Raw genomic sequence first — 16,446 nt, forward strand, 5'->3', positions numbered from 1 at the left:
TTGATTTTGTTTCGAAATAATTTCAAACTGGATTTTAACCATGCGATTCTCCAGATTTTTTCTAACCTCCTCTTTTGCATTTATCTTTAGATTTAAAATCTTTTTCCTATATTCATCCGACCATTCCATTCCTTTTATGAACAGAGACACCAGTATTGATTTTATCAACCACAACAACACAACCTGGGATGTAATTATCATTGGCGGTGGTGCCACGGGATTAGGCATCGCATTAGACGCCGTGTTGAGAGGGTATAAAACGCTGTTGCTGGAACAGTCCGATTTCACCAAAGGGACTTCGAGCCGAAGCACGAAACTAGTCCATGGAGGCGTGCGGTATTTAGCCCAAGGCAATATTCGATTAGTATTTGAAGCGTTGCACGAACGGGGATTGCTGTTTAAAAATGCCCCACATCTCACCCAAAATCAATCTTTCATAATACCCTCTTTCAGTACTTTTGGAGGCTATTTTTATACTTTAGGCTTAAAAATCTATGATGTGATGGCAGGCAGATGGAGTCTGGGCAATTCGTCTTTTATCACTGCGCGGCAGGTTCAAGAATATTTGCCCGGAATCAAGTCAAAGCACCTGAAAAACGGGACACTCTACCACGACGGACAATTTGACGATGCCCGTTTGGGGATAAATCTTGCGCAAACCAGTGTCGAAAATGGAGCGCATCTGCTCAATTATATGCAAGTAACGGGTTTAGGAAAAAATAAAAACGGAAAAATAAATCAAGTGCAAGCCACCGATTTAGAAACAGGAAAATTATATTCCCTAAAAGCCAAAGCGGTAATCAATGCTACCGGCGTTTTTGCCGATGCCATTCTTGGCATGGATGACGTGGAAAAAAAACCTATTATAATGGCCAGTCAAGGAACACACCTCGTTTTAGACCAATCCTTTCTCCCTACTGATTATGCCCTGATGATTCCTAAAACCAGTGACGGAAGGGTATTGTTTGCCATTCCGTGGTACAATAAAGTAGTGGTAGGAACAACAGATACCGTGGTAGACTTGGAAAGCCTGGAACCTCGAGCACTAAAAACAGAAGTTGATTTTATATTAAACACCTTCAACCAATATCTTATTAAGACCGCAACCCAAGCCGATGTATTATCCGTATTCAGCGGTTTGCGCCCTTTGGCGAGACCAAAAAAAAAGCATCAAAAAACCAAAGAAATTTCAAGAGGCCATAAAATAATTGTATCCAAAAGCGGCTTGGTTTCCATCATAGGCGGCAAATGGACCACCTACAGACGCATGGCCGAAGACACACTGGACCGTGTTATAAAAAAAGGAAACTTAAAACCCAACAAATGCAGCACCAAAGATTTTAAAATACACGGCTACACCCTAAACCAAGTCCTTAAAGATCCGCTGCATCAGTATGGATCGGATGCGGAGGCAATTCGCGGATTAGCGCTTGAAAATCCAAAATGGGCCGAAAAACTGCATCCCGATTATCCTTTTATAAAAGCCGAAGTCATCTGGGCCGTACGCCATGAAATGGCACGAAAAGTCGAGGATGTACTCGCACGAAGACTCCGTATTCTATTTCTGGATGCCAGAGCAGCCCTGCAGATGGCTCCCGAAACCGCACAACTCATCGCCACCGAAAGAGAAAAACCGGATTCTTGGGTACAGGAACAAATCAAGGATTTTGAAGTTTTGGCAAAAGGATATTGGTTGGAGTAATAATAGGATTTTCGTGTTTTAGGTAATTTAGAATTGGCTTTTTTGATTTTGTCTCGAAATGATTGCTAACTTGATTTTAGAGATACAATCCTCAAGATGTTTCTCTACTTCCGCACTCCAAAAACGAAGCACTTTCCAGTTTTGTGATTCCAGATAATTGTTGACCTCAACATCCCTTTGAATATTTCTTTCTATTTTCTTTTGCCAAAACTCCGTATTGGTTTTGACGCGGTCTTTTTGGGTTTCCCAATCTTTTCCGTGAAAGAATTCGCTGTCAACGAATATGGCGATTTTAAGTTTCTTGAAGGTTAAATCCGGTGTACCGAAAATAGTTCTATTGTTTTTACGGTAGCGGTAGCCGAGATGCCATAAAGCTTTTGCCAAGCGAATTTCATCTTTGGTTCCGGTGCCTTTAATGGCAGCCATTATTTTGGAGCGTTGAGCAGGTGTAACACGGTCCATGAGAAATGATTAAAAAAACCTCAATCCAAAGTTAGGAACTTTATCTGATAACCCTTTAAAAAACAACACCTTAAATCTACCGCTTTGTTTTTAATTCACTAAATAGACAAGAATTAAAAATCCGCACTTACGAAATGAAGGATACGTATCAAAAATCGATTTATTCAACATCCAATCCTATTAACCAAACAGGAACTGAAATTACTTTAGAAAACTCATCAAGTATTTTTTTTGTTTTATCAAAAGTAACAATCCCATCGCTTAACATTTTTTCTAAATTTCCAGTTGGAACAATATAGACTAAGCAATCTACTGAATTTTGAACATCAGCTTTAAGCACTTTGAAGAAATCTCTATAAGCCAAAGCCCAATTTCCAAATTGGATTTCTCCAACAATTAAAGGTGTTGGTATTCCGTCATTTGAGGATAAAATGTTCTTTCCTTTTTCTTCAATTCTTTTTAATTTATTTCCAATATCTCCCAAATCAGGATTCTTTGCAAGAAATTTTTCCCATCTTGTCTCGCCATCCGCATATTGCAAATTACCAAAACATAGATTTCTTAGTGCAATGATGTTATTATATTGATTTAAAATAGCAAAGTCAAAACCACCAATTGCACTTTTTTCCGAACTAAAATAGAAGACACCATTCTCTTCAAATACTTCAAATTTTATTTCATTATCTGGAATTTTTTTTAACAAATCTCTAATAACAATATTTAAATCATCTGCTTTAATTGCTCTACTTTCTGCACCTTTTGTATTTTTAACTCTCGGAATTATCCTAATTTCATTATTTAGTGACAATAAGAACAGGTCTTTTAAATTTTTATGTGTATTTAATATTTCAAAAGCATGATGGTGAAAATACTCTTTCGCTACAAATAAATTGATAGTACTAATTTTAGACCAATTCTCTTTTTCCTGTTCTGTCATTTTTATTTATTTTCTGATTTAATGCTATTCCGATTTTTTCTATAACCCCAACAACCAATGCATTCCCCATAAAAAAGGCTCGTTTTGTATCAGTAATTCCATCTATTTTTGTATGGTTATCCGGAAACATATTTAGCCTTTCTAACTCAACTGGGGAAAGCCGTCTATAACCTTTTGAAGTTTTAATAACGTGCTTAAATCTCGAAGCGGATTTGCCTCCTTCTCCCGTTATTATTGTTCTTGATGGTTTATCCAAAGAATCTGGAAAAATCATTCCGCCTTCACTATAATTATATTCGAAGCCTTGAGCATTTTTTCTCATTTCTTTTTTAGCGCCTTTCAGATAAAACCATTTATCCAAATCCTCCTCATTTATGTAAAATTCTTGTGTAACCTCGCCATTTTGAATTATGTCCCTTAAAATTGAAAAACTGTCTTCATAACTTGGTTTAGTTTTCATAGTTGTAACAATCCCATCAATCATAATTCCCGCATTTTCAAACATTCCTTTCTTCCCTTTCAGATTGAAGTTTTCTGAAATTTCAACAATATCACCTTTCAATTTAAACTCATTTCTAAACAAAACATTATCCGTTAAAACCGGGAAAGCATTTGCCAAAGTTCCTTCCTCAAGAACCCAATTACTTGAAGTTGTTTCTTTAATTTCGCTATAAATTGTTGAGTCTCGATGATATGCCATTATAAAAATTCTTCTTCTTCTTTGTGGCATTCCATATTCTGCTGCATTTACAACTCTCCACTCAACAGCATAACCTAAATCATTTAAACTTTTCAGAATTATAGCAAAATCTCTACCTCTTTGCCCTGAAGGAGAAATTAAAAGTCTATCAACATTTTCTAAAAAAAGATACTTTGGTTTGTTTTCTTTTTCACTTAATATTTTATGAATTGACCACCATAAAACTCCTTTTTTACCAATTAATCCTTTGGAGTTTTTTAGAGTTGTTGCAACAGAATAATCCTGACAAGGAAATCCACCAACTAATAAATCATGATCTGGAATATCTGAAATTTCAACGCTTGCTATATCTCTATTCGAATGATTATCCATTCCCCATCGCCTTTCATAAACAGCCGAAGCATGTTGTATTTTTGTTGACGGCTCCCATTGATTACTCCAAATAACTTGATAAGGGCTTGCAATCGTTTCTCTGTAATTAGATGATGCAGATTTTTCATTCCATCCTTCGAGACCAAGCCTAAATCCCCCAACGCCTGCAAATAACTCCGCTACTCTTATTTTTTTAAATTCCATTTTTAAATCTATTATCATTGAAGAATGTCATAAAATCAGTTCCTAGAGCAATAATTATTTTGTCTAAAATCTTAACTGTTACATTTCTTTTTCCCGTTTCTACTTTGGTCATGTATGTTCTATCTACTTCAGCAATATTTGCTAATGCTTCTTGTGACAAATCTTTAGCTTTTCGTAATTCTTTAATTCTGTCGCCAATTTTAATATTGATATCCATTAATTTTCTATTATTGAAGTGAAACAAATCTATCCGAATGTTGCCTTTGGTGCAACGGCATAAGAGTCACTTATTACTATTGTTCATAAATTATTGAGTACAAAAAAAACGCCGTTAGGTGTTTAATATTGGTAGAAACCAAGAATGCCCCACCCATCATAGTCCCCTAGGGACGGAACATATAATCCCTACGGGATATTATGGTGCGGATGAAACAATTTTCTACCAACATTAAATCCCATACGGGATAAAAATGTTCACGAATCGAATTTTGTTTTCGATTTATTCCACAAAAAAACGCTACTCTTTTGAATAGCGTTTTTTGAACTTCTTGTTGGTTTATATCAGTGATGTGATTGCTTCGTTCCTCGCAATGACAATCGTCTGAGGAAATCTAATGCCCTAGCCCTGATGGAAGAGGCATCCTTTCTAGTCCTAAACTTGTTTCAGGATCCTGAAACAAGTTCAGGACTAGAAAGATATAGCGTACAGCAGGAAATAGCTTCTGAAATAAATTCAGGACAAGCTCTAATTAACCAACTTTTTCAATTCCGTTATGCCCATATTGTACAGCGTAAATGCCTGAATATCGACGTTTTCCTGAATGGTTGCCGCCACGGATTTTCCTGCACCGTGTCCTGCATTGATGTCAATTCGGATAAGGGCTGGGTTTGTTCCGGTTTGTTTTTGCTGTAATTCGGCAGCAAATTTAAAACTGTGCGCCGGCACTACTCTATCATCGTGATCGCCCGTGGTGACCATCGTGGCCGGATATTGAATCCCTTTTTTTATGTTGTGTACGGGAGAATAACCCTTGATATAGGCAAACATTTCCTTGCTGTCCTGCGCGGTTCCGTAATCATACGCCCAGCCCGCGCCTGAGGTAAAGGTGTGGTAGCGCAACATGTCCATCACGCCTACGGCCGGCAAAGCGACTTTCATCAAGTCCGGACGCTGGTTCATCGTGGCGCCCACGAGCAATCCGCCGTTTGACCCGCCACGAATGGCAAGAAATTGTGAAGACGTGTAGTTTTGGGCAATCAGATATTCGGCTGCTGCGATGAAATCATCAAAGACATTTTGCTTTTGCATTTTGGTTCCCGCATCGTGCCATTTTTTCCCGTATTCGCCACCGCCACGTAAATTGGGTACGGCCAAAATACCACCATTTTCCATCCAAACGGCATTGGCAATACTGAAACTTGGCGTCAAGCTTACGTTGAATCCTCCGTACCCATACAACATGGTTGGGTTTTTACCGTCCCGTTTCAATCCTTTTTTATGGGTGATCAGCATCGGAATTTTGGTTCCGTCTTTGGAAGTGTAAAACACTTGTTTGGACTCGTATTCTTCGCTGTTGAAATCCACTTTTGGTTTTTGATACACCGCAGAAGTTCCTGATTTTGGTTCAAACGAATAGATAGAACCCGGAGTGATGTAATTCGTGAACGAATAATAGAGTGTTTTTTCTTTTTTCTTTCCGCCAAAACCACCGGCAGTTCCTACGCCCGGCAACTGAATTTCCCGAACCAGTTTTCCGGAATAATCATATTGTTTCACCACAGAAACGGCATCTTTCATATAATTGGCAAAGAAATAACCACCGCCAGTTGTTGGTGTCAAAACATTCTCGGTTTCGGGAATGAAATCTTTCCAGTTTTCCGGTTTCGGATTATTGAAATCCACGGTAACGATGCGTTTGTTGGGTGCATTTAAGTCGGTTTCTATGAATAATTTCGTGCCTTCGTTATCAACAATATTGCTGTCGCTCTTGAAATTATCCACAAGGGTCACAATAGGACTATTGGGGTTGGTCAAGTCTTGGATGTACAGTTCGTTTCCATAGGTTGAAGTCGATGCCGTGATGACCAAATAATGATCGTCCTCCGTAACATGCCCGCCTACATAACGTCGTTTTTTATCGGCGCCAAAAATCACTTTATCTTGCTTTTGTAGTGTTCCTAACTTGTGGAAATACAGTTTGTGTTGGTCCGTTTTTGCCGATAATTCGCTTCCTTTTGGTTTGTCATAACTGGAATAATAGAATCCTTCGTTTCCTCTCCAAGACACACCGCTGAATTTCACATCGACTATCGTGTCTTCTATAATTTTTTGGGTGATGGCATCCATGATAATGACTTTTCTCCAGTCGCTGCCGCCTTCTGAAATGGCATACGCGACTTTGGAACCGTCTTTGGAGAAATCCAGTCCGCCAAGCGATGTGGTTCCCTCTTTAGAAAAAGTATTAGGATCAAGAAAAACAGTTTCCGTTCCTTTGGAATCTTTTCTATACAACACCGATTGGTTTTGCAAGCCGTTATTTTTGTAGTAATACGTATAATTTCCCTCGATAAAAGGCGCGCCTATTTTCTCATAATTCCACAGTTTTTCGAGTCTTGTTTTTAACGCATCGCGAAACGGAATTTTGGATAAGTACTCATAAGTCACTTTGTTTTGGGCTTTTACCCAAGCGCCGGTTTCAGCAGATTTGTCGTCTTCGAGCCAGCGGTACGGATCGGCAACTTTGGTATCGAAATACAAATCCATAGTTTCTCCTTTACGGGTTATGGGATATTTTATAGGATTTTGGTTTTGACCAAAAGAGACTATTGTAGTTGAAACTGCCATTATTAAAAAAGTTTTTTTCATTAAATTCTGATTTAAAGCGTTACAAAAATAGACAAATAGTTCCTGTTCCTTATGTAAGGAATTCTTAAAAAAGGATTATTCATAAATTAAAATCAATCCAATTACGTCCTGAAAAATTTAACCACATACATAGAAAAAAGAAAGGGATAGACCAATTCTTGGTTTCGCATACCTATGATTTACTATAATCAAGTGAAACGTCTTGATAAAATCAAGAAAAACTATGTTTCGAGCCTGCACTGAGCAAAGTCGAAGTGTGGTTAAAAAATAATATAAATTGAATTACACCCAACGGGTTAATTAAAATCAGCTTATGTGCTGAAAAATATAAACCATATAAGGAATATAAGTTCATTTAAGTTAAAACCAAAAAACGCTACTCTTTCGAATAGCGTTTTTGTTTTTTGCTGAAGCAAATGAATTACAAATTAAAATTCACGCCCAAAACCACGTTCCTCCCTATGTTGGGAATTCCATCGGTTTTTAAGCGGGAAAGGTGCGCGATGTATCTTTTGTCCAGTACATTGTTCCCGTTCAGGTTGACATCAAAAATCATTTTACCCAATTTTACTTTTCCTCCAAAACCCAGATTCAACAGGGAATAGCCATTGGATTTGGTCTCAAAACCACTCACATTATTTTGATTGAAAGTCGTGGAAAGGTTCATAGTGGCAAAACCATCTTCAAGCCAGTTTTTGATATTGAATTCTGTTCTAATCGTGTTATTCCAATTGTTTGCAGGAATTAAAGGCAGGAAATCACTCCCGACGCCTCGGGATTGTTTCTTGCCGGTTACGGTTTCAAAACTGGTTTCGTAATGCAACCAATCCAAAGGATGCGGGTGAAAATGCAGCCCTATTTCGCCTCCATACAACTTGGCATTGTCCTGAATATAGTCGAAAACCTCATTGTTATCAAGCACCACTCCTGTTGGCGAAGTGTAGATATAGTTGTTGATGTGGTTGTAAAATCCATTGACAAAAAACTCAAAATGGCTATTTTTGTATTCCAAATTCACATCGGTCTGTACGTTTTGTTCCGTTTTCAAATCGCTGTTTCCTACTTCATAGCGGTTCGTTCCCTCATGAACACCATTGGAGGTTAATTCCGCTAGGTTTGGGGCTCTAAATCCGGAAGCAATATTCAAACGCAACGTCAAATCATCGGCCAGATTGGTTTTGTAACCCAAGGAAGCATTGAAACTGTCGAATGATTTATCGATGGCTTTAAAATAGCCTTCGGAACCGGCAATCCCATGTTCTATCGTCGTAATTTGTCTGTTATCGAAACGCAATCCGGCTTGAAAAACATTAGTTTTCCATTCATAATTAGCGGTTCCAAAAACACCAAAATCATTGGTTGTGGCGTCCGGAATCAAATATTCTTCCCCGGAATTCGTGTTGGTTTGGTGCATCCCCTGAATTCCAAAAATAGATTCCACTTTGCCTATTGTTGGCAAATGGTATTTTGCATCATAATTGAAGGTTTTAAGTTTCATGTGCAAAATCGCAACATCACTATCTTCAAACTCGCTTCGGTCATTGGCTACATAACCCAAATCGACATCCAGTTTTGATTTTTGGAAAAAGAAAACATTGTTTAAACTCAGCAAATGATTGAAAACTCCTTGTCTTGGAAATCCTGTTTGCTTGCTGGTCGCTTGTTCAGCTCCCGACGCTTCGGGACCATCTCCCGGGATTCCTAAATCCAGCTTGTTGTAATTGTAACGCAACACACTTGAAAATTTGGCATTGCTGTAGCCAATTCCTGTTTTGAAATCGGTTTCATTGTAACGGGTATTCGTTACTCGGTCACCATTAGCAATTCTATAATCGGAATGTGTATTATAACTTCCACGAGCTAGGAATTTCCAATAATCGGTAGATGTTTTCAGTCCCAAAGAAGAATTACTTCCCAGCGTATTCGAGAATAATTTTTGACTGAAATTAGCTTTAAAAGTATTCGCATCAGCAAATTTTTCGGGATTAAAATACAGAACGCCACCCAAAGCATCTGAACCATACAGCAACGAAGCCGGCCCTTTGATAACCTCAACACTTTCTATTCCCGAGTCGTTTAGTCCCAAACCGTGTTCGTCGCCAAACTGTTGATTTTCCATACGGACGCCTTGCGAATACACCAAAACCCGATTACCGCTCAATCCTCGAATTACGGGTTTCCCAATGGAAGTTCCTGTAGAAACCTGCGAAACACCAGGAATCGTTGCCAATCCTTCGATTAACGTGGCAGTCCCTTTTCGTTGTAATTCTTTCATGGTTTGGTGTTCCACTTTCATCACGTTTTGCGATTGTATTTTATTGAAAGCGGTGGAAACAATCACTTCATCCATTTGGAATATCGTTTCTTCGAGGATTACATCTAAGATATTTTGCTTGAGCAAAGCGGTTATCGTTTTATTTTGTGTTCCAAATCCTACGAATGTAAAAGTCAATTTCAGGTTACCATTAGGCAGATTAATAAATGAATATTTTCCGTTTTCGTCTGTTGTAGTTCCTTTGTGTAATTCTGATGCGTAAACCGAAATGCCTTTTAAGGGTTGGTTTTTTATATCCGTTACGATTCCCGAAAGGGTATTTTGCGCTTGAAGCATCGCCGAAAACCCCAAGAATAGGGCTATAATAAATTTTTTCATTGAAAATGATGGTATTGTTCCTCTCGCCCTCCCGATCCCGAAGCATCTGGACGGGACTCTCCAAAGGAGAGGGAGCCGAGACCGGAATTATTTAGTAAATAAAATAGAAATGATACCTGCTGAAAAAAAATCAACAGAAGCTGAAATAAATTCAGCTTAAATTATTTACAGGTGGTCCGCGATGGGAATATAAACTTCCGGAAAACGAAAAAACTGTTTCCTTAGCAGTAAAGAAATAAGGAATTTCTTTGTAACAGGAGTGTAATTGATAGGAGAACTCTTTTGGAGAAACAGAACTGCCAAAAGTAAAATCACAGACATAACAATGATCAAAATTGTGGTGTTGATGCGTTATCTCTTTGTTGGTAACATTGTATTTATGATGGCATTGCTTTTCGGAAAGCTGCTGCTCTAAATGTTCATAGGTATGAAAGGACTGAAACAGTATTGAGAACAATACCGCAACCGCCAAAGAAACACTTATTATGAGCTTATTCTTTTTCATCCTTGGCAAAGGTAACAAAACAATTTAGAAAAAGTAACATGCTTCTTTTTTTACGATATAAGATATTTAAAGAAACATAAGTTTACAAAGAGCTTTTCTTAAATGAACTTATATTCCTTATATGTTTTAAAAATGAACAGTTTTTATTGGTTATGAAAGACTGCAAAAAAGAAAACCATTTGTTCTGACAAATTATGTTTTGACAAAACAAATGGTTTTAATTTGAACTAAAAATTAAGTATTACACCAATTTAGCAGCAATCAAATATTCTGCAATTTGTATCGTGTTTGTAGCAGCTCCTTTTCTAAGGTTATCAGCTACAATCCACATATTCAAGGTGTTTTCCTGGCTTTCGTCACGACGAATTCTACCTACAAAAACATCATCTTTTCCTTGTGCGTACATTGGCATTGGGTACGTATAGGTATCATTGTTGTCTTGAACCACAACACCATCGGTATGATGTAATATATTTTGTACTTCGCTAATATCAAAATCATTCGTGAATTCAACATTTACCGCTTCACTGTGTCCACCAACGATTGGCACACGTACAGCAGTAGCCGTAACTGCAATAGAATTATCGCTTAATATTTTTTTAGTTTCTCGAACTAATTTCATTTCTTCTTTAGTGTACCCATTATCTTCAAAAGAATCACATTGTGGAATTGCATTTCTGTGAATTGGATATTTGTAAGCCATTTCACCTTGAACTCCTGCGTATTCATTTTCTAACTGTTGCACTGCTTTTACGCCCGTTCCAGTGATGGATTGATACGTAGAAACAATAACACGTTTGATGTTATATTTTCTGTGCAACGGAGCCAAAACCAATACCATTTGTATCGTAGAACAGTTTGGATTTGCAATGATTTTATCGGCTGCAGTCAATTCAGATGCATTGATTTCAGGAACGATTAATTTTTTGGTTGGATCCATTCTCCAAGCCGATGAATTATCGATAACGGTTGTTCCTGCTGCCGCAAATTTTGGAGCCCATTCCAGTGAAGTATCACCTCCTGCAGAAAACAAAGCAATATCCGCTTTCATGTCTACAGCAGTTTGCATACCAACCACTTTATATTTTTTACCTTTATATTCTATTTCTTTTCCCACTGATCTTTCAGAAGCAACCGGGATTAATTCTGTTACAGGGAAATTTCTTTCTGCCAATACTTTTAACATTACTTCGCCCACCATTCCAGTAGCGCCTACAACTGCTATTCTCATAGTATATTTTTATTATTGAATATTAAATTTGAAAGGCAAAAGTAAGTAATATTCAAATCAAAACAAGTGTGTTCACAAAAAATAACAAAATGTTATAAATATAACAAGTGAATTGTTTAGATCCGCAACAATCGTGATTTCGTATTATAACAAAAAGAAAAACCGCCTCAATTAAGAAGCGGTTTAGTCCTGAATTAATTCAGGGAAAATTAGAATATAGAGTATAGCGGTATTATTTTTTCAATAAATCTCTAATTTGTGTAAGCAATTCTTCTTGTGTGGGTCCGGTTGGAGCAGCAACAACAACTTCCTTCTTTCTGGCTTTTTCAGCAGCTCGTAAAATTATAAAAATAAAGAAGGCAATAATAACGAAGTTGATAATCGCCTGAACTAAATTCCCATAAGTAATAACGGCGGCTCCGGCAGCTTTTGCTGCAGGTAAATTGTCATAACTGTTTCCGTCCAACGTGATAAATTTTTGTGTGAAGTCTATTCCGCCAGTTATCAAACCTACAATTGGCATAATAACGTCATCTACAGCAGATCCTACAATTTTTCCAAAAGCAGCACCAATAACAACTGCTGTTGCCAAACTCAACACATCACCTTTCATTAAAGAGGCTTTAAAATCACCGAAAAATCCCATAATTAATTTTTTTAGGTTAAAAACATATTTTTGTTAAACGAATTTAATAAAAATTTTAATACAATTAACATCTGTTTACCCCAATTAATTACTCCCTGTAAAACACCCGTTTTACCCGTTGCGAAATGCTCGTAAGAATTTCATACGGTATTGTATTTAATTTTTGGGCTATGTAATTCACCGTCGGGCTTTCGCCAAAAATAATTACAGCATCTCCTTCTTTACAATCAATTTCGCTGACATCTACCATCAACATATCCATACAAATAACGCCAAGAATAGTCGCTTTTTCATTTTTAATGACCACAAAACCAACTCCATTACCCCATCCTCTTGAAATTCCATCCGCGTAACCGATAGGAATTGTGGCGATTCTTGTTGGTTTCTCCGCCATAAATCGTCTGCCGTAGCCCACACTTTCACCCGCAGGAATGGTTCTGATTTGAGAAATTACTGATTTGAGTGTTCCTACGTTTTCTAAATACTTCTGTTCTTCACTGTCATTTGAAACACCGTAAAGGCCAATCCCAAGGCGAACCATATCGTATTGCGAATCGGGAAAATTACTGATTCCCGAAGTATTTAAAATATGTCGAATAGGTTTTATTTCTAATTCGGTCATCAATTTTGATGATAATTTCTCAAACAAATCAATTTGTGAATACGCAAAATCCTTGTGTTCTAAATCGTCACTTGTAGCCATGTGAGACAAAACGCTTTTGACTTTAACGGTTTGATTTCCCTTTAAAGTCGCTATTAAATCATCAATCGTATTGTTCTCAAAACCCAAACGGTGCATTCCCGTATCGAGCTTTATATGAATAGGAAAATATTTTAATTTTTTTTGTTCGGCAATTTTCAGGAAAGCGCGTAATCCCTTCAAGCTATAAATTTCAGGTTCTAACTGATGCTGAATAATCGCTGCAAAACTGGTCGTTTCCGGATTCAATACCATAATTGGTAAATTAATCCCGCCATTTTTTAGCGAAATTCCCTCATCGGCGAAAGCCACGCCCAAGTAATCCACCTTGTGATGCTCCAGCAATTTGGCTATTTCAAGACCGCCGCTTCCGTACCCAAAAGCTTTTACCATCACCATTATTTTAGTTTTTGATTTCAACTTTGATTTAAAGAAATTCAGGTTATGGCTGATGGCATTCAGGTTAATTTCAAGAACAGTTTCGTGTGTTTTCTCTTCTAATAAAGCCACAATTTCTTCAAAATGAAACGTGCGCGCTCCTTTAATTAAAATCGTTTCATTGTTGAAATTCAAATCGTCGAAACTTGAAATAAATGCTTCCGTATTTTTGAACGTAACACAGTTGGTGAATTTATTTTCGAATGACGAAATGGTTTCTCCAATCCCGATAACTCTCGTAATTTTGTTAGAAACTACCAATTGGGAAACTTTCGAATATAACTCTTCATTGGACAAACCACTTTGAAAAATATCCGATAATATCAGGGTCTTTTTTTGACGTTTATTTTGAATTTCGAGAAAATCCAATGCGATTTTCAGCGATTGAAAATCGGAACTGTAACTGTCATCGATAATACTGCAATTATTAATTCCGTTTTTAACTTTCAACCGCATTTCGACCGGATACAACAATTCCATTCGGTTTTGAATCGCCTTTTCGTCATATTTAAAATACAACAAAATCATCAAACACGAAATCGCATTTTCAATGGACGCTTTATCCTGAAATGGAATTGTCAATTTGAATGAATCGGTTTTGTATCGGTATTGAATGGTTGTGCTATCGTTTTTAATTGCTGCATTGAAGACAAAAACATCGGCATCTTTAGCATCAAAACTCCAGGTAAATGCTTTTGCTTTTTTAGAAATACAGGAATCTACTATTCCATTCTTTTGATAAATGACCACTTCTGAATCTTCAAAAAGCACCATTTTCTCTTTTATTTTTTCTTCTAGACTTGTAAAACCTTCGTCGTGTGCAGAACCAATATTCGTTAAAATCCCAATCGTGGGTTTGATAATGGGTTTCAGTTTTTCCATTTCTGAACCGGTGGAAATCCCAGCTTCAAAAATCCCAAGATTGTGTTGTTCATTAATTGCCAAAACGGACAAAGGAACTCCAACCTGTGAGTTGTAGCTTTTTGGACTTCTAATAATATTATAATCCGGACTTAACAGAAAATTAAGCCATTCCTTCACTATCGTTTTACCGTTACTTCCCGTCAATCCGATAATAGGAAAATGAAAAAGACCGCGATAATATGCTGCAAATTGTTGCAACGCCTCCAATGTGTTTTTGACAACCAGGAAATTAGCTTTGGTTTCACAATCATCCGGAATATAGGTAACTACGAAGTTCTGAACTCCTTTTTCAATTAAATCTTTAATGTAACTGTGCGCATCATTATTGGTTCCAACCAAAGCAAAAAACAAGGTTTGCGAACCATTTTGCATCGAGCGGCTGTCGATAGAAATAGTATCAATTGAAACGGCACTGTTGTCGCCTACAAACTCAGCCTGAATTTGAGGAATTATACTTTGGATTTTTAGACTCATTGTTTTGAAACGCGAATGACGCCGATTTTACTGATTAACAAGAATTATTATATCGAAAGGAAAACAGCGTAACTTTTGCGAAAGCGCAGTAATTAGTTGGTTTCTTTCTAAAACTTCCTCAAAAATAACACTTCTTTTCAAAATGAAGACTTCGAAACGCTACAATTTACAGCTATTGGTGCATCTTAAAGACAGACGAAACAACTTATCAAAATAGTGTAAAAGTTAAAAACACCATAAATCTATACCAACTATTTTATCAGATTTGCTATATTTGTTTGTATAAATAAGCCCCGAACTCTTGAAAAAAATCCTGCCGATATTCTCTTATATTTTCCATCCGATATTTATACCGTCAATGGCAACGTTGGTTTACCTTTTTTTCAATGCGTCTTATTTTACAAATCAGGAAAAAATTTTCGTTTTTTTCCAAATCTTAATCATCACCATAATCGTCCCTGTCCTGCTGTTTTTTATATTACGTGCTGCCGGAAAAATTGATTCTATAATGGTTGCCGAAGTTTCACAACGTAAAATTCCTTTGCTCCTTCACTCGTTTCTACTTATTCTATTGGTTCGAAAAAGCATTACTTTAGATCGATATCCCGAATTGCATTTCTTCTTTTTGGGAGCGTTGATGAGTACTTTACAAGCCTTGATTTTGTCATTTTTCAAGACAAAAGCCAGCTTACACATGATGGGCATCAGCTCCTTAACAGTATTTGTTATTGGAATAAGTATGCATTATCAAGTTCAAAGCACTTTTCTGATTGCGTTTCTAATTCTCATGAATGGTTTAGTGGCTTCATCCCGTTTAGAAATGAAGGCGCATACGACTACTGAACTGATTATTGGGTTTCTTTTGGGAAGTGTATCGCAACTGCTTTTGTTGTATTTATGGCTATAAAATATAGAAAATAATTCCAATATTCAAAGAAGTCATATCAATAGGTTTACCATCAATTTTTGCAGATTTAAACAGGGAATTCAAACCATAATACGCATATACATTTATCGTATTATAACCCGATGAAATATAGGCACCGTATAAAAATTTATTAAAATCTTTATTCCTTGAAACAACAATTTTACCTTGATCATCAGTATAAATAGAGCGGTCATAAATTAAATAACTGAATTTAAATCCCCCGTAAATCCTCCAAAACTTATAACTTTCATAGGTTGACGTCCTCCATCTGAACTCAATAGGGACATCTACTAATAGTTGTGAAAATTTATTTTTACTGAAGGTTGTCTCGGCATCAATAATCGAATAAACAGGCGTTTGGTCCGTTTTGTAAATGGCAAGATTCTGATTGTAATTATTATAAGTCAAACCGATACCTGAAGCTATCGCAACGGTTCTTTTTTTATTTACAGGCATATCTCTAAGGAAACCAGCCGAAAAACCAGTTGACAATTTACTTTGGGATAAACCTTCCGGTTTTTTCGTTAAAGTATTGTATGTAAATCCAAAATAAAACTGGTCTTCTCTATATAGCGAATCAATTTTAACTTTTGGATTATTTTGAGCAATCACATTTTCTTGAGAAAAAACATGAAAAACAGATAGGAAAAGAAAACAACTCAGAAATAATCGCATAGGTCTTTGGGTTTAAAATTGCTGACGGA

The 16,446-nt window shown here is 36.9% G+C and carries 13 protein-coding genes; 2 read left to right on the forward strand and 11 right to left on the reverse strand.

What is annotated here, in order from left to right; all coding sequences use genetic code 11:
• Positions 1-136 precede the first annotated feature (136 nt).
• The gene (locus ACM55M_RS00935; protein WP_416855583.1) at positions 137-1,702 is read left to right on the forward strand and encodes a glycerol-3-phosphate dehydrogenase/oxidase; all 1,566 of its coding nucleotides are present in this window, start codon (positions 137-139) and stop codon (positions 1,700-1,702) included.
• Between the two features lie 27 nt (positions 1,703-1,729).
• Here ACM55M_RS00935 and ACM55M_RS00940 read toward each other — a convergent pair whose 3' ends face one another.
• The 10 genes from ACM55M_RS00940 to ACM55M_RS00985 form a co-directional block, all read right to left on the reverse strand.
• Positions 1,730-2,164: a very short patch repair endonuclease gene (locus ACM55M_RS00940; RefSeq protein ID WP_416855585.1), complete on the reverse strand. Its 435-nt coding sequence runs from the start codon at positions 2,162-2,164 to the stop codon at positions 1,730-1,732.
• Between the two features lie 160 nt (positions 2,165-2,324).
• Positions 2,325-3,101, reverse strand: a complete 777-nt coding sequence (locus tag ACM55M_RS00945) for a BglII/BstYI family type II restriction endonuclease (protein WP_416855586.1) — start codon at positions 3,099-3,101, stop codon at positions 2,325-2,327.
• On the reverse strand, positions 3,070-4,377 hold the full coding sequence (dcm, locus tag ACM55M_RS00950; RefSeq protein WP_416855587.1) for a DNA (cytosine-5-)-methyltransferase: 1,308 nt from the start codon (positions 4,375-4,377) through the stop codon (positions 3,070-3,072). The genes ACM55M_RS00945 and dcm overlap by 32 nt, the downstream gene beginning before the upstream one ends.
• A complete protein-coding gene (locus ACM55M_RS00955; RefSeq protein WP_416855588.1) occupies positions 4,367-4,594 on the reverse strand; it encodes a helix-turn-helix domain-containing protein in 228 nt (75 codons plus the stop codon). Before ACM55M_RS00955 ends, dcm begins: the two co-directional genes overlap by 11 nt.
• Before the next feature lie 528 nt (positions 4,595-5,122).
• On the reverse strand, positions 5,123-7,243 hold the full coding sequence (locus ACM55M_RS00960; RefSeq protein WP_416855589.1) for a prolyl oligopeptidase family serine peptidase: 2,121 nt from the start codon (positions 7,241-7,243) through the stop codon (positions 5,123-5,125).
• 421 nt (positions 7,244-7,664) lie between these two features.
• Entirely contained in the window at positions 7,665-9,896 is a 2,232-nt protein-coding gene (locus ACM55M_RS00965; RefSeq protein WP_416855590.1) for a TonB-dependent receptor, read from the reverse strand.
• A gap of 151 nt (positions 9,897-10,047) precedes the next feature.
• Positions 10,048-10,401 (reverse strand): hypothetical protein, encoded by a 354-nt coding sequence (locus ACM55M_RS00970; RefSeq protein ID WP_416855591.1) that lies wholly within the window; start codon positions 10,399-10,401, stop codon positions 10,048-10,050.
• 241 nt (positions 10,402-10,642) lie between these two features.
• A complete protein-coding gene (locus tag ACM55M_RS00975) occupies positions 10,643-11,632 on the reverse strand; it encodes an aspartate-semialdehyde dehydrogenase (RefSeq protein WP_039110375.1) in 990 nt (329 codons plus the stop codon).
• 232 nt (positions 11,633-11,864) lie between these two features.
• Positions 11,865-12,278 (reverse strand): large conductance mechanosensitive channel protein MscL, encoded by a 414-nt coding sequence (mscL, locus tag ACM55M_RS00980; RefSeq protein WP_416855592.1) that lies wholly within the window; start codon positions 12,276-12,278, stop codon positions 11,865-11,867.
• Between the two features lie 88 nt (positions 12,279-12,366).
• Positions 12,367-14,814: a bifunctional UDP-N-acetylmuramoyl-tripeptide:D-alanyl-D-alanine ligase/alanine racemase gene (locus ACM55M_RS00985; protein ID WP_416855593.1), complete on the reverse strand. Its 2,448-nt coding sequence runs from the start codon at positions 14,812-14,814 to the stop codon at positions 12,367-12,369.
• A 358-nt stretch (positions 14,815-15,172) separates the two neighbouring features.
• On the opposite strand from ACM55M_RS00985, the gene ACM55M_RS00990 reads away from it, so the two are divergent.
• Entirely contained in the window at positions 15,173-15,721 is a 549-nt protein-coding gene (locus ACM55M_RS00990; protein WP_416855594.1) for a hypothetical protein, read from the forward strand.
• Here the strand turns inward: ACM55M_RS00990 and ACM55M_RS00995 are convergent.
• Positions 15,716-16,417, reverse strand: coding sequence for a porin family protein (locus tag ACM55M_RS00995; RefSeq protein ID WP_416855595.1), 702 nt, complete (start codon positions 16,415-16,417; stop codon positions 15,716-15,718). The two genes, ACM55M_RS00990 and ACM55M_RS00995, sit on opposite strands and share 6 nt — an antisense overlap.
• Between the last annotated feature and the right edge of the window lie 29 nt (positions 16,418-16,446).

Origin of the sequence: Flavobacterium galactosi, assembly GCF_048158585.1 — a bacterium.
GTDB lineage: Bacteria > Bacteroidota > Bacteroidia > Flavobacteriales > Flavobacteriaceae > Flavobacterium > Flavobacterium galactosi.

Excerpts from the sequence above, each read along its gene's own strand:
- ACM55M_RS00955 (WP_416855588.1), bottom strand. The coding sequence starts at position 4,594 with ATGGATATCAATATTAAAATTGGCGACAGAATTAAAGAATTACGAAAA.
- ACM55M_RS00965 (WP_416855590.1), bottom strand. The coding sequence starts at position 9,896 with ATGAAAAAATTTATTATAGCCCTATTCTTGGGGTTTTCGGCGATGCTT.
- ACM55M_RS00940 (WP_416855585.1), bottom strand. The coding sequence starts at position 2,164 with ATGGACCGTGTTACACCTGCTCAACGCTCCAAAATAATGGCTGCCATT.
- ACM55M_RS00970 (WP_416855591.1), bottom strand. The coding sequence starts at position 10,401 with ATGAAAAAGAATAAGCTCATAATAAGTGTTTCTTTGGCGGTTGCGGTA.
- ACM55M_RS00975 (WP_039110375.1), bottom strand. The coding sequence starts at position 11,632 with ATGAGAATAGCAGTTGTAGGCGCTACTGGAATGGTGGGCGAAGTAATG.
- dcm (WP_416855587.1), bottom strand. The coding sequence starts at position 4,377 with ATGGAATTTAAAAAAATAAGAGTAGCGGAGTTATTTGCAGGCGTTGGG.
- ACM55M_RS00995 (WP_416855595.1), bottom strand. The coding sequence starts at position 16,417 with ATGCGATTATTTCTGAGTTGTTTTCTTTTCCTATCTGTTTTTCATGTT.
- ACM55M_RS00985 (WP_416855593.1), bottom strand. The coding sequence starts at position 14,814 with ATGAGTCTAAAAATCCAAAGTATAATTCCTCAAATTCAGGCTGAGTTT.
- ACM55M_RS00945 (WP_416855586.1), bottom strand. The coding sequence starts at position 3,101 with ATGACAGAACAGGAAAAAGAGAATTGGTCTAAAATTAGTACTATCAAT.
- ACM55M_RS00935 (WP_416855583.1), top strand. The coding sequence starts at position 137 with ATGAACAGAGACACCAGTATTGATTTTATCAACCACAACAACACAACC.
- ACM55M_RS00990 (WP_416855594.1), top strand. The coding sequence starts at position 15,173 with ATGGCAACGTTGGTTTACCTTTTTTTCAATGCGTCTTATTTTACAAAT.
- ACM55M_RS00960 (WP_416855589.1), bottom strand. The coding sequence starts at position 7,243 with ATGAAAAAAACTTTTTTAATAATGGCAGTTTCAACTACAATAGTCTCT.
- mscL (WP_416855592.1), bottom strand. The coding sequence starts at position 12,278 with ATGGGATTTTTCGGTGATTTTAAAGCCTCTTTAATGAAAGGTGATGTG.